Origin of the sequence: Blastococcus sp. DSM 46786, assembly GCF_900109665.1 — a bacterium.
Taxonomy (GTDB): domain Bacteria; phylum Actinomycetota; class Actinomycetes; order Mycobacteriales; family Geodermatophilaceae; genus Blastococcus; species Blastococcus carthaginiensis.
Window position 1 is genome coordinate 24,128 of the sequence record NZ_FOAO01000004.1, and the last position, 13,025, is coordinate 37,152.

Annotated in this window: 12 protein-coding genes; 7 read left to right on the top strand and 5 right to left on the bottom strand. The window is 76.7% G+C overall.

Going from position 1 to position 13,025, the window contains the following annotated elements; genetic code table 11:
• Positions 1-214: 214 nt before the first annotated feature.
• The 6 genes from BMW62_RS04760 (at position 215) to BMW62_RS04785 (ending at position 7,674) form a co-directional block, all read left to right on the top strand.
• Entirely contained in the window at positions 215-1,549 is a 1,335-nt protein-coding gene (locus tag BMW62_RS04760; RefSeq protein ID WP_091929708.1) for a reverse transcriptase family protein, read from the top strand.
• A gap of 41 nt (positions 1,550-1,590) precedes the next feature.
• On the top strand, positions 1,591-2,778 hold the full coding sequence (locus BMW62_RS04765) for a precorrin-3B synthase (protein WP_091929709.1): 1,188 nt from the start codon (positions 1,591-1,593) through the stop codon (positions 2,776-2,778).
• Positions 2,779-2,879: 101 nt separating this feature from the next.
• The gene (locus BMW62_RS04770; RefSeq protein WP_348271448.1) at positions 2,880-4,139 is read left to right on the top strand and encodes an HNH endonuclease signature motif containing protein; all 1,260 of its coding nucleotides are present in this window, start codon (positions 2,880-2,882) and stop codon (positions 4,137-4,139) included.
• 45 nt (positions 4,140-4,184) lie between these two features.
• Positions 4,185-4,811 (top strand): precorrin-8X methylmutase, encoded by a 627-nt coding sequence (locus tag BMW62_RS04775; RefSeq protein ID WP_091929710.1) that lies wholly within the window; start codon positions 4,185-4,187, stop codon positions 4,809-4,811.
• Positions 4,812-4,885: 74 nt separating this feature from the next.
• The gene (locus BMW62_RS04780; RefSeq protein ID WP_091929711.1) at positions 4,886-6,382 is read left to right on the top strand and encodes a precorrin-2 C(20)-methyltransferase; all 1,497 of its coding nucleotides are present in this window, start codon (positions 4,886-4,888) and stop codon (positions 6,380-6,382) included.
• Between the two features lie 38 nt (positions 6,383-6,420).
• On the top strand, positions 6,421-7,674 hold the full coding sequence (locus BMW62_RS04785) for an MFS transporter (RefSeq protein WP_244523844.1): 1,254 nt from the start codon (positions 6,421-6,423) through the stop codon (positions 7,672-7,674).
• A gap of 3 nt (positions 7,675-7,677) precedes the next feature.
• Here the strand turns inward: BMW62_RS04785 and BMW62_RS04790 are convergent, their stop codons facing one another.
• Together BMW62_RS04790 and BMW62_RS04795 are read right to left on the bottom strand one after the other, a co-directional pair.
• A complete protein-coding gene (locus BMW62_RS04790) occupies positions 7,678-8,295 on the bottom strand; it encodes a flavodoxin family protein (protein WP_091929713.1) in 618 nt (205 codons plus the stop codon).
• A 43-nt stretch (positions 8,296-8,338) separates the two neighbouring features.
• On the bottom strand, positions 8,339-9,076 hold the full coding sequence (locus tag BMW62_RS04795; protein WP_091929714.1) for a cobalt-precorrin-6A reductase: 738 nt from the start codon (positions 9,074-9,076) through the stop codon (positions 8,339-8,341).
• A 26-nt stretch (positions 9,077-9,102) separates the two neighbouring features.
• On the opposite strand from BMW62_RS04795, the gene BMW62_RS04800 reads away from it, so the two are divergent.
• Positions 9,103-10,185, top strand: a complete 1,083-nt coding sequence (locus BMW62_RS04800; RefSeq protein WP_211434984.1) for a cobalt-precorrin-5B (C(1))-methyltransferase — start codon at positions 9,103-9,105, stop codon at positions 10,183-10,185.
• 74 nt (positions 10,186-10,259) lie between these two features.
• Here BMW62_RS04800 and cobM read toward each other — a convergent pair whose 3' ends face one another.
• From cobM to BMW62_RS04815, 3 genes are read right to left on the bottom strand one after another with little or no spacing between them, the layout of a single operon-like run.
• Positions 10,260-11,000: a precorrin-4 C(11)-methyltransferase gene (gene cobM / locus BMW62_RS04805; protein WP_091929716.1), complete on the bottom strand. Its 741-nt coding sequence runs from the start codon at positions 10,998-11,000 to the stop codon at positions 10,260-10,262.
• On the bottom strand, positions 10,997-12,229 hold the full coding sequence (gene cbiE, locus BMW62_RS04810; RefSeq protein ID WP_091929717.1) for a precorrin-6y C5,15-methyltransferase (decarboxylating) subunit CbiE: 1,233 nt from the start codon (positions 12,227-12,229) through the stop codon (positions 10,997-10,999). The genes cobM and cbiE overlap by 4 nt, the downstream gene beginning before the upstream one ends.
• A 28-nt stretch (positions 12,230-12,257) precedes the next feature.
• Entirely contained in the window at positions 12,258-13,019 is a 762-nt protein-coding gene (locus tag BMW62_RS04815) for a maleylpyruvate isomerase family mycothiol-dependent enzyme (protein WP_211434985.1), read from the bottom strand.
• Between the last annotated feature and the right edge of the window lie 6 nt (positions 13,020-13,025).

Consider the following 13,025-nt stretch of genomic DNA (forward strand, 5'->3'; position numbering starts at 1 on the left):
ACTGGTCAGGCCCGGATCGGCCCCCTACCGTGGCCCCGGTGCGGCGGGGAGGGCAGGACGACCGGCGAGGAGCCGGTCCCTCCGGGGCTACCCCGGGGTCTCGCAGCGAAGCTGGACGATGCGTCACCCGCCGGACGGCGCGCTCCGCGCACGTCCCGGCGCCTCCGTCACGGAGCGGCTGCCCTCCCCGCCGTGCTCTCCGGCGGCCCGGCCGGTGACGGCCGGCCGGCGCGCCCAGGTCACCGCGAGCGGCATCGCCACGGCACTGCTGGCGGGCACCTGGCGGCGCCCGCAGATGGTGCGCCGGGTCGCCGTCGCGCTGAGGTACCGCCGCGCGCCCCGCTGGGTGGGCACGCTGGTCGGTGAGGTGCTCGAGGCCTACTGGCATCCGCCGGCCGACCGCCCGCGGGAGCTGGCGCTCTTCGTCCGGAGGACGGAGGGCTGGGCGCGCGGCCAGGCCGCCGACGTGCCGCCGCGGGTGGTGCGCTGGGAGCCGGTGCCGACCGCCGTCGTCCGGCCCCGGCTGCCCACGGTCGAGCTGTCCGACCTGAGTGCCCTGGCCCGGCTGCTGGGCCTGGACCAGGGCGAGCTGGCGTGGTTCACCGACGCCCGCAACCTGGAGCGCACGGTGCCGGAGCCGCTGCGCCACTACCGCTGGCGTGCGGTGGACCGCCCGGCCGGTGTGCGGCTGCTCGCCGCGCCCAAACCCCGGCTCAAGGAGATCCAGCGGCGGCTGCTGCGGCACGTCCTCGATGCGGTCCCGGTGCACGGTGCCGCGCACGGCTGCGTCCCCGACCGCTCCGTGCGGACGGCGGCCGCGCCGCACGCCGGCGCCGCCGTCGTCCTGCGGATGGACCTGGAGCACTTCTTCGGCAGCGTTCCGGCGCCCCGGGTCCACGGCCTGCTGCTCGGGCAGGCCGGGCTCCCCGAGCCCGTCGCGCACGCGGTCACCGGCCTGGTGACGACGGTGCTCCCCGCCGCCGTGTGGCGGCGGGTTCCGCTCCCGGACGACGTGGGCGCCCGGGAGCGGCACCGGCGGCTCGGTGCCCGGCTGGCGGTGCCGCACCTGCCGCAGGGCGCGCCCACCTCGCCCGCGCTGGCCAACCTGGTGTGCTTCCGGCTGGACCGCCGGCTCGCCGCGCTCGCCGACGCGTTCGGCGCGACCTACACCCGCTACGTCGACGACCTGACCTTCAGCGGCGGGCCGCGGGTGGGCCGCGGCCGGCTGGCCGCACTCGTCGGCGAGGTTGCCCGAGAGGAAGGGTTCCGGGTGAACGCCGCCAAGACCCGGGCGATCAGCTCGGCCCGCCGGCAGGACGTGCTCGGCATCGTCGTCAACGACCACCCGGCCCTGCCCCGCCGGGAGCGGGACGCGCTGCGCGCCCTGCTGCACAACTGCGCCACCCACGGCTGGGCCACCCAGCTCCGCGGCCGCGACCCGGCCACGTTCCGGGACCACGTGCTGGGTCGCGTGGCGTGGGCGGCGTCGGTCGACCCGGCGTCCGGCGCCCGGCTGCGGGCGCTGGCCGACCGGATCGACTGGAGCTGAGGCCGACCGCGCTCGGCGCGGGACGTAGCCTCGCGGACGCCATGTCACCAGCCGGGCCGCCCACCCCACCCCTGCGCGACCGGGCCGACGCCTGCCCCGGTGCGCTGCAGACCCACTCCGCGGCGGACGGCGAGCTCGCGCGGGTCCGGGTTCCCGGTGGGCTGCTCCGCGCCGACCAGGTGCGCGTCCTCGCCGCGGCCGCCGTCGAGCTCGGGGACGGCGCGCTGGAGCTGACCAGCCGCGGCAACGTGCAGCTCCGCGGCCTCCGGCCGGGCTCTGCGGGTGAGCTGGGCGACCGGCTGGCGGCGGCGGGGCTGCTGCCGAGCGACAGCCACGAGACGGCGCGCAACCTGCTCGGCAGCGTGCTGAGCGGACGGGCCGGGGGCCTGCTCGACGCCCGGCCCTGGATACGCGGCTTCGACGCCGGGCTGTGCGCGGACCCCTCCCTCGCGGCGCTGCCGGGGCGCTTCCTGGCCACGTTCGACGACGGCCGGGGGGACGTCGCCGCGCTGGGCGGCGACGTCGGCCTGTTCGCCCTCTCCCCCGGGACCGTCGCGCTCACGCTGGCCGGCGCGGATTCCGGGCTCCGGGCCGGCCCCGCGGACGCCGTCGCCCTCGCGCTGGCCGCGACGCGGGCCTTCCTCGCCGAGCGCGCCGGACAGGGTGGGACCGCCTGGCGGCTGGTCGAGCTGGCGGAGGGACTCGCACGGGTGACGGCGCGGGTAGCCGGTATGCAGGTGGAGGCACCGGCCGACCCGCGGGTCGAAGTGCCGGCCGAGCCGCTCGTGCGCCCGATCGGCGCGGTGCCCCAGGACGACGGCCGGACGGCGCTGGCCGCGGTGGTGCCCCTGGGCCGGCTCACCGCCGCCCACCTCTTGCTGCTGGCCGACCTCGCGGCGGAGGTCCAGCTGACGCCGTGGCGCGGGGTCGTCGTCCCCGATCTGGCCGACGGCTCGGCGGCTGACCTCCTGGTCGAGGCGGGCTTGGTGCTCGATACGGACAGCCCGTGGACCCGCGTGACCGCGTGCGCCGGGTTGCCCGGGTGCGCCAAGTCGCTCGCCGACGTCCGCGCCGACGCGACCGCCGCCGTGATGGTCGGCTCCCTGCCGGCCGGTGGCGCGCGCCAGCACTGGGCCGGCTGCGAGCGCCGCTGCGGCCGGCCCGGCGGTGCGGTGGTGGACGTGGTCGCCACCGGATCTGGTTACCGGATCGACGCACCGACCGCCTGACGGCTTGCGGCCGCTGTCAAGGTTGTCTCGCGATCTGTGGACAAGCCGATGACCTGCAGATTCATGCTGCACCCGTCACTGTTCGGCGGTAGTATTCGCACATGTGTTCGACAGATTCGTCCGATGCGCTGGCCCGGCTGGCCGCCGCGCTGGACGACCTGGCCGCCGAACGGCTCGAGGGTGCGTTCGGCCCGCAGCTGATCGAACGACTGGGCCCGCTGCTCGTGGCCGGTAACCGGTTGACCGCCGAGGTCGCCCGCACCGTCCGCCAGGGCGAGCTGACCGGAGCAGCCGAGCACGACGGGCACAAGACCATGGCCTCCTGGCTGCGCGGGCACGCCCGCTTCTCCCCGGCCGCCGCGTTCCGGCTGGTGACCACCGGGCGGGCGATCGAGGCCCTCCCGGCGGTCGCCGCCGCAGCCGCGACCGGGGCGCTGCCCCCGGAGGCCCTGGCGGTGATCGCCCCGGTGACCACCCCGGCCAACCTGGCCGCCGCCGAAGCCCAGGACGTCGACCTCGCCGGCGTGGACGCCGCCCTGACCGAGGTGGCCGTCACCCGGCCGCACGCCGAACTGCGCCAGGTCGTGAAGCACTACCTGGACCGCCTCGATCCCGACGGTGCTGAGCCCGACCCCACCGAGGGCCGGTCGCTCACCCTGGTCAAGCACGCCGACGGCAGCGTGAGCGGCCGGTTCGAGCTGGATGCCGTGGGTGGGGAGAAGCTGCAGACCGCGGTCGAGTCGATCGTGCAGGCCTCCCGGCCCGCCGGGGACATGCGCACCCGCGCCCAGCAGCAGGCAGACGCCCTCGTCCAGCTGTGCGACAACCAGCTCGCCGCCGGCACCCTGCCGGTCCTGCGCACCCACAAACCACACGTGGTGGTCCGGGTGGACCTCGAAGACCTCATCGACCCCGCCGCGGCCGGCCCCGGCGCCGCCCAGACCGGCTTCGGCACCATCATCTCCGCCGCCCGCGCCCGCTGGCTGGCCTGCGACGGCAACATCAGCCGCATCGTCATCGGCCCCGACGGCGAAGTCCTGGACTACGGCCGCCGCCAACGGATCTCCCCACCCCCGCTGCGCCGCGCCCTGGACGCCCGCGACCGCGGCTGCGTGTTCACCGGCTGCGACGCCCCCGCCCACTGGTGCGACGTCCACCATCTCATCCACTGGATCGACGGCGGCCAGACCAACCTCGGCAACTGCGCGCTCCTGTGCGAACGGCATCACACCAAGATCCACCACGGCTTCCGGATCGAACGCCAACCCGACGGCCGATGGCGCACCTGGCGGCCCGACGGCACCGAGATCCTCGTCCTCCCCCGCATCACCGCAGAACCCGAGCGATCCCGGGCGGGCTGACCGGGCGCGGGCGGGCTGGGAGCACCGACGTAGCCTCTCCGCCCGATGGTGGTCTACGAGTACGAGAAGGACGGCGCCGAGATCTACCGGCAGTCGTTCGCGACGATCCGCGCCGAGGCCGAGCTCGGCGGGCTGCCCGACGACGTCGCGCGCGTGGCGGTCCGGATGATCCACGCCTGCGGTCAGGTCGACCTGGTCGAGGACATCGCCTGCTCCCCCGCCGTCGTCCAGCAGGCGCGCGAGGCGCTCGACGCCGGCGCGCCGGTGCTGTGCGACGCCCAGATGGTGGCCAGCGGTATCACCCGGCGCCGGCTGCCCAAGGACAACGACGTCGTCTGCACCCTCAACGACCCACGCACGCCGGGGCTCGCCGCCGAGCTCGGCACCACCCGCACCGCCGCCGCACTGGAGCTGTGGCGCGACCGCCTCGACGGCGCCGTCGTCGCCATCGGCAACGCCCCCACCGCCCTGTTCCACCTGCTCGAGATGGTCGCCGCCGGCGCCCCGCGCCCCGCCGCCGTCCTCGGCATCCCCGTCGGCTTCATCGGCGCCGCCGAGTCCAAGGAGGCCCTCGCCGCCTCCGACCTCGAGTTCCTCGTCGTGCGGGGCCGCCGGGGTGGCAGCGCCATCACGGCGGCCGCGGTCAACGCGATCGCGAGCGACGCCGAATGAGCGGGCAGGATCGTGAGCCGCGCAGCGAGGAGCCGGCGGAGAGCGGAGCGCCCCGCGGGAGCGAACCGGGTGCGATGACCGGCCGGCTGTACGGGGTCGGGCTCGGGCCCGGCGACCCCGAACTCGTCACCGTCAAGGCCGCCCGGCTGATCGGCGCCGCCGACGTCGTCGCCTTCCACGCCGCCCGGCACGGCCGCTCGGTGGCCCGGGCCCTCGCCGAGCCCTACCTGCGCGCCGGCCAGGTCGAGGAGCTGCTGGTCTACCCGGTCACCACCGAGACCACCGACCACCCCGGGGGCTACCAGGGCGCCATCGACGAGTTCTACGAGGCGGCCGCCGCCCGGCTCGCCGCGCACCTGGACGCCGGCCGCGACGTCGTCGTCCTCGCCGAGGGCGACCCCCTCTTCTACGGCTCCTACATGCACATGCACAAGCGGCTGGCGCACCGCTACCCCACCGAGGTCGTCCCCGGCGTCACCAGCGTGACCGCGGCCGCCGCGGCCGTCGGGCGCCCGCTGGTCGAGCGCGACGAGGTGCTCACCGTCCTCCCCGGCACGCTGCCCGCCGACGAGCTCGCCGCCCGCCTCGCCACCACCGACTCGGCGGCGGTGATGAAGCTCGGCCGCACCTTCCCCCAGGTGCGCGAGGCCTTCGAGCGCGCCGGCGTCCTCGACCGCGCCCTCTACGTCGAGCGGGCCACCACCGACCGCCAGCGCTGCCTGCCGCTGGCCGAGGTCGACCCGGCGAGCGTCCCGTACTTCTCCCTCGTCCTGCTGCCCAGCCCGCTCACCCCGCAGGTCACCGGACCGGCGCCGGAGGCCGGCCGGCCGGCCGACGCCGGTGAGGTGGTCGTCGTCGGCCTCGGTCCCGGCGCCCGCAGCTGGACGACCCCCGAGGCCGCCGAGGCGCTCGCCGCCGCCGACGACCTGGTCGGCTACGGCCCCTACCTCGACCGCGTCGCGGTCAACCCGCGCCAGACCCGCCACGCCAGCGACAACCGCGTCGAGGCCGACCGCGCCGCCCACGCGCTGACGCTGGCGCAGCAGGGCCGCCGGGTCGCGGTCGTCTCCAGCGGCGACCCCGGGGTCTTCGCCATGGCCGCCGCGGTGCTCGAGGTCGCCGAGCGCCCCGAGTTCACCGGCGTCCCGGTGCGGGTCGTCCCCGGTCTCACCGCCGCGCAGGCGGTCGCGTCCCGGGTGGGCGCCCCGCTGGGCCACGACTTCTGCGTCCTGTCGCTCTCCGACGTCCTCAAGCCGTGGGAGGTGATCGTCGACCGGCTGCGCCACGCCGCCGCCGCCGATCTGGTCATCGCCCTCTACAACCCCCGCTCCAGGCACCGCCCGCACCAGCTCGGGGAAGCGCTGCGGGTGCTACTGGAGGCGCGCCCGCCGCAGACCGTGGTGGTCGTCGGCCGGGACGTCGGCGGGCCGCAGGAGACCGTCCGGGTCACCACCCTCGGCGCCCTGGACCCCGCGTCGGTGGACATGCGCTGCCTGGTGCTCGTCGGGTCCTCGCAGACCCGCGTCACCCCGTCGGGCGCCGTCTACACCTCCCGCAGCTACCCGCGCTGACGCGCCGCGGCGCGGGAATGCCGCCGGGATCGTTGCGCTTGGCCACCATCGTGGCTCCTCCGACCCTCCGCCGGGACCCCGCGTTCTGGACTGCCGCCGGCCTGCTCCTGCTGGTCCTGGCCGCGTCGGGGGTCCCCACGCCGCTGTACCGGGTGTACCAGGAGCAGTTCGGCTTCGGGGCCGGGGTGCTGACGATCGTCTTCGGCATCTACGCGCTGGCGCTGCTCGCCGCACTGCTGGTCGTCGGGGGGCTCTCCGACCACGTCGGCCGGCGGCCGGTGCTGGCCGGCGGGCTGCTCCTGCAGGCCGCCTCCATGGTGGTGTTCCTGAGCGCCGACAGCGTCGGCTGGCTGCTGGCCGCCCGGGTGCTGCAGGGCCTGTCCATGGGCGCGCTGACCGGCACCCTCGGCGCCGTGCTGCTCGACACCCAGCGCCCGGCCCGCCCGCTGGGCCCCCTGGTCAACAGCGCCGGTCCCGGGATCGGGCTGTCACTGGGCGCGGTCGGCGCCGCTCTGGTCGTCGAGCACGTCGCGTCCCCCACCCGCTGGGTCTTCGCCGTCCTGACGGTGGTGCTGCTGCTGGGCGCCGCCGCGGTCCCTCTGCTGCCCGAGACCTCCCCGCGCGCACCCGGAGCACTGCGCTCCCTGCGGCCCACCGTGCGCGTGCCCGCTCCGCAGCGGACGGCGTTCCTGACCGCGGTCCCGGCCATCGTCGCCGCCTGGGCGCTCGGCGGGCTCTACCTGTCCCTCGGGCCGTCGCTGGTCGCCTCGGTCTTCGGCATCGAGGACCACCTCGTCGGCAGCCTGCTGGTGCTCGCCATGCAGGGCACGGCTGCGCTCGCCGCCGTGCTCGGCCGGGATCTCGCCCCCGAGCGGGCCATGGTCGCGGGCGCCGCCGTCTTCGCCTCCGGCGTCGCCGGCACGTTCGCGGCGCTGCTGACCGGGCAGGTGGCCGTGCTGTTCGCCTCGGCGGTCGTCTCCGGCCTCGGCTTCGGCCTGGCCTTCCTCGGCGCGGTCGCCACGGCGAGCGCCGGGGTGGCGCCGGCCGAGCGCGCCGGGCTGCTGTCCAGCGTGTTCGTCGTCGGCTACCTCAGCTTCAGCGTGCCCGCGGTCGTCGCCGGGGCGGCCGCGGGGGCCTTCGGCCTGGAGACGGTCACCGAGGTGTACGCGGCCGTGCTGGTCGTCCTCGCGCTGACCGCGATCGCCGGGGTGCGGGTGCGCCGCCGCCGCGCCGGGGCCGCCGGGACCGCCGCGGCGACGACCGGCGCGGCAGCGGAACGGCTCCCGGCCTGACGATCAGCGGCCGGGGTAGGGCTGCACCGTGAGCGCCCTGGCCAGGTGCGCGGCGTTCTCGGCCAGGGTCGCGGTCGTGGAGGCGACCGCCTCGGGCGTCTCGTCGAGGTCCTTGTAGTCGGTGCCGCCCATGGCCTGGTCGTTCCAGTAGGTCGCCCCCTGCGCGGGGATCGTGAAGCCGATGTCGTCCAGGCCCTGGAACAGGTCGGCGACGATCTTGTGCGCGCCGTCCTCGTTGCCGACGACGGAGACGACCGCCACCTTGCCGGTGACCTTCGGCCGGCCCGAGTCGTCGGTCTCGGAGAGCTCGCCGTCGAGGCGCTCCAGCACCCGCTGGGCGACGCTGCTCATGTGCCCCACCCACGTCGGCGTGGAGACGATCAGGATGTCGGCGGCCATCATCTGCTCGCGGATCGCGGGCCACTGGTCGCCCTCGCCCATGTCCACCTCGACGCCGGGCTTCACGTCGTGGTCGACGACCCGCACGACGTCGCCGGTGACGCCGTGCTTCTCCAGCTCCCCCAGGATCTGGCGGGCGATCAGGTCGCTGCTCGACGGGGCGGGCGAGGGCTTGAGGCTGCAGACGAGGGCCAGGGCACGGAGGGGCGCGGATTCGGTCATGCCGGTGCACTGCCCCGCTGACCTGCGTCGACACACATGACGATCAGATTGCGCGCGACCGGATCCAGCCCCGCACCTCGTCCACAGTCGCCACCACCGGGACGCCGGCCGGCAGCGGTGGCCGGCGCACCAGCACCACCGGCACCCCGAGCTCCCGGGCCGCGGTGAGCTTGGCCGCCGTCATCGGGCCGCCGCTGTCCTTGGTGACGACGACGTCGACGGCGTGCTCGCGCAGCAGGGCCAGCTCGTCGTCGAGGCTGAACGGGCCGCGCGCGAGGACGGTGGTGGTGCGCGCCGGCAACGGCGGCTCCGGCGGGTCGACGGAGCGGACGACGCAGTGGGCCGTCAGCCCGGCGAAGGCGGCCAGCCCCTGCCGGCCCGTGGTGAGGAATACGCAGCCGAACCCCTGCACCGCCCCCGCCGCCCCGGCCAGCGAGTCGACCCACCGCCAGTCGTCGCCCGGCTGCGCGGACCACCCCGGCCGCTGCAGGCGCAGCAGGGGCACCCCGGTGGCGCCGGCGGCCGCGGCGGCGGAGGCGGTCATCGCGGTGGCGAACGGGTGCGTCGCATCGACGACCGCGTCCACCGGGTTCGCCCGCAGCCACTCCGCCAGACCTCCTGCGCCGCCGAACCCGCCGATCCGCACCGCACCCGGCGGCAGCGCCGGTTCGGCGACCCGGCCGGCCAGCGAGCTGACGACGTCGACCCCGTCGGCCACCAGCGCCGACGCCAGCCGCCGCGCCTCCCCGGTGCCGCCGAGGACCAGCACCCGGCCGGTCACCGGAGGCCGCCGTGCATGCTGGTCGGGTGGCGACGACGACCGGCACCGGCCTGCGCTCGGGCTGGACCACCGGCGCCTGCGCGACCGCCGCCACCACCGCCGCCTACACCGCGCTGCTCACCGGCGAGTTCCCCGACCCGGTGACGATCGACCTGCCGAAGGACCGGCACCCGGCGTTCGCGCTGGCCACCGAGCGCCTGGACGACGGCGCCGCGACCGCGGGCGTGGTCAAGGACGCCGGTGACGACCCCGACGTCACCCACGGCGCGCTCGTCTCCGTGCGGGTGACGCACGGCGTGCCGGGCAGCGGGGTCACCTTCCGGGCCGGCGAGGGCGTGGGCACGGTGACCAAGCCCGGGCTGCCGCTGGCCGTCGGCGAGCCGGCGATCAACCCGATGCCCCGGCAGTTCATCCGCGAGCACGTGGCCGCGGTCGCCGCGCGGCACGGGGGTACCGGCGACGTCGTCGTCGAGGTGTCGGTGGAGCACGGCGCGGAGCTGGCCCGGCGCACCTGGAACCCGCGGCTGGGCATCCTCGGCGGGCTGTCGATCCTCGGCACCACCGGCGTCGTCGTGCCCTACTCGTGCTCGGCGTGGATCGACTCGATCCGCCGCGGCATCGACGTCGCCCGCGCCGCCGGGCACCCGCACGTCGCCGCCTGCACCGGCAGCACCAGCGAGCGCGTCGTCGTCGAGCGGTTCGGCCTGCCCGAGGACGCGCTGCTGGACATGGGCGACTTCGCCGGCGCCGTCCTGAAGTACCTGGGCCGCCACCCCGTGCCGCGGCTGACGATCGCCGGCGGCATCGGCAAGCTCGCCAAGCTCGCCGACGGGCACCTGGACCTGCACTCCGGTCGGTCGCAGGTGTCCTTCGCGTCGCTGGCCGACCGCGTCCGCGAGGCCGGCGGGGCACCCGGCCTCGTCGACGGCGTGCGGAACGCCAACACGGCGCTGGACGCGCTGCAGCAGTGCCGCGCAGCCGGCCTGCCGCTGGGTGACCTGGTGGCCGCCGCCGCGCGGGGGACGGCGCTCGGCGTGCTGCGTGGCGCGCCGGTCGAGGTCGACGTGCTCGTGATCGACCGCGCCGGCACGGTGGTCGGGCAGAACTGAGCCTCGTCCGGTCGGACGGCCCCGCTGCAGGGGCCCGCCGCGAGCTCGCGAGCGGTGGGGGGCAGCGGGGTCCTTCATCGGCATCGGGCGGTCGAGTAGAGGTGGCTGTCGGGGAACTCCCCGGCGGTCAGCACCGAACCGACGATCACCACCGCGGTGCGCCGCACCCCGGCGGCCTCGACCTGGCCGGCGATGTCGGCCAGCGTGCCGCGCAGCACCAGTTCGTCGTCGCGGCTGGCCCGGGCGACGACCGCGACCGGGCAGTCCGCGCCGTAGGAGGGCACCAGCTCGGGCACCAGCTCGGCGATCCGCTGCACGGCCAGGTGCAGCACCAGCGTGGCCCGGGAGGCGCCGAGGGTCGCCAGGTCCTCCCCCGGCGGCATCGGCGTCGACCGGGCCGAGGTGCGGGTCAGGATCACCGTCTGGCCGACCCCGGGCACGGTCAGCTCCCGCTTGAGGGAGGCGGCCGCGGCGGCGAAGGCCGGCACACCGGGGACGACGTCGTAGGGCACGCCCGCGGCGTCCAGCCGGCGCATCTGCTCGGCCATCGCGCTGTACACCGACGGGTCGCCGGAGTGCAGCCGGGCGACGTCGAGCCCGGCCTCGTGCGCGGCGACCAGCTCGGCGGTGATCTGGTCGAGGTCCAGCTCGGCGGTGTCCACCAGCCGCGCGCCGGGCGGAGCGGTGCCCAGCAGCTCCCGCGGCACCAGCGCCCCGGCGTAGAGGCACACCGGCGCCGACGCGATGATCCGCGCCGCCCGCACGGTGACCAGGTCCGCCGCACCCGGACCGGCGCCGATGAAGTGCACCGTCATCGCCTGACCCCCGACCAGATCGTCACGGGCATGGCCGCCTTCCAGCCGGTGAATCCGCCCACGGGGGCGGCGGTGGCGACGCCGAGCCGCACCAGCTCGCCGCCGTGCCGGGCGTACCGGTCGGCCAGCACCGCCTCGCTCTCCAGCGTGACGGCGTTGACCACCAGCCGCCCGCCGGGCCGCAGCGCGGCCCAGCACGCGTCGAGCACGCCGGGCACGGTCGCCCCGCCGCCGACGAACACCGCGTCCGGCGCGGCCAGCCCGGCCAGGGCCCCGGGCGCGGCGTCGAGCACGACCTCCAGCCCGGGGACACCGAGCCGCGCGGCGTTGCGCCCGATCCGCTCCGCCCGCGCGGGGTCGCGCTCCACGGCCACCACCCGGCAGGAGGGGTGGGTGCGCATCCACTCGATGCCGATCGACCCGGCGCCGGCCCCGACGTCCCAGAGCAGCTGCCCGGGCAGCGGGGCCAGCCGGGCGAGGGTGACCGCGCGGACGTCCCGCTTGGTCAGCTGGCCGTCGTGCTCGTAGGCGTCGTCCGGCAGCCCGGGAAGGGCCGGCAGCGGCACGGTACCGGGATCGGCGACCACCTCGACGGCGGTGAGCACCAGCGGGTCGGTCTCCGGGTGCGGCCAGCCGTCCGCGGTGCCGGTGACGGCGCGCTCCCCCGGGCCGCCGAGCTGCGCCAGCGCCGTGAGCCGGCTGGCGCCCAGCCCGAGCGACGCCAGCAGCGACGCGACCGCGGCCGGCGTCGACCCGTCGGAGCCGAGCACCAGCAGCCGGCGGCCGGGGGTGGTGTGGGGGGTGACCAGCTCGACGGGGCGGCCGACCACGGAGACCACCTGCGCCTCCTCCACGGCCCAGCCCAGCCGCGCGCAGGCCAGCGTGACCGACGACGGGTGCGGCACGACCTCGACTGCCCGCGGGCCCAGCGCCCGCACCAGCGAGGTGCCGATGCCGGAGAGCATCGGGTCGCCGCTGGCCAGCACGACCACCCGCCGCCCGGGGTGCTCCCGCGGGAGCCGGGCCAGCGCCGGCCCCAGCGGCGAGGGCCAGGGCACCCGCTCGGCGGTCACCTCCGGCGGGACGAGCGCCAGCTGGCGGGCGCTGCCGCGCAGCACGTCGGCGGCCCCGACCGCGCGGCGGGCGCGCGGGGAGAGCCCGTCCCAGCCGTCGGCGCCGACGCCGACCACCACGATCGGGCGGTCGGCGGGGTCCTCGGCGTCGGGCACGGGCGCCGATCCTAGGGATGCGCCGGGATCAGAACGGCACCAGCTGGCCCAGCAGGCCGGAGCCGCTGCCCCTGCCCGAGAGCACCCGGCAGAACTCGACGGCGTCGAGTTCGAGCCGCTCGCCGCCCGTCCCCGACGACCACTGGCCGCCGGCCGGCCCGGTGAGGCTGAGTCCGTACGGCCGGCCGTGCCGCTGCGCCCACTCCGCCACGACGTCGGCGACCAGGACCCCGTCGTGCCCGGGCGTGAGCTCCGGTTCCCGCCCCGACGCACGGCAGACGTCGATCCGGTGCATCCAGACGTCGCGGGTCAGCACGACGTCGAGCAGGAAGCCGATCCGCCAGTACTCCCGGATGGCGCCGTTGACCTGCTCCTCGGGCAGCGTCGCCCGGCCCGCGACCCGGGACAGCCGGCGTCGACCCCGCACGGCCCGAGGCGCGGTGGCCTCGAGAGCGGCGACGATGGCCGGGCCGTCCTGGTCGGCGTGCGCGCGGACCTGCACACCGGTCAGCGCGTCGATGCCGCCGCCGGCCTTGCCGGCGAGACGGTTCTGCCGGGCCATCTCCCGCACCGAGGCGGCCATCTCCGCCATCCCGAGGACGTGCGCGGCCATGGCCCGGACGTCCCAGCCCGGGCAGTCGGTGGGCCGGCTCCAGTCGGCCGGGTCCAGGTCGCGGAGGAGGGCGAGCATGCGCTCGTACTCCGTGGCGGCGAGCCGGTAGGCGGTGGCCCTGTCCAGCGTGGCGGACCGCGGGCGGGGACGGGTGGGAGCAGGAGCGGGAGCGGTCACGATGGA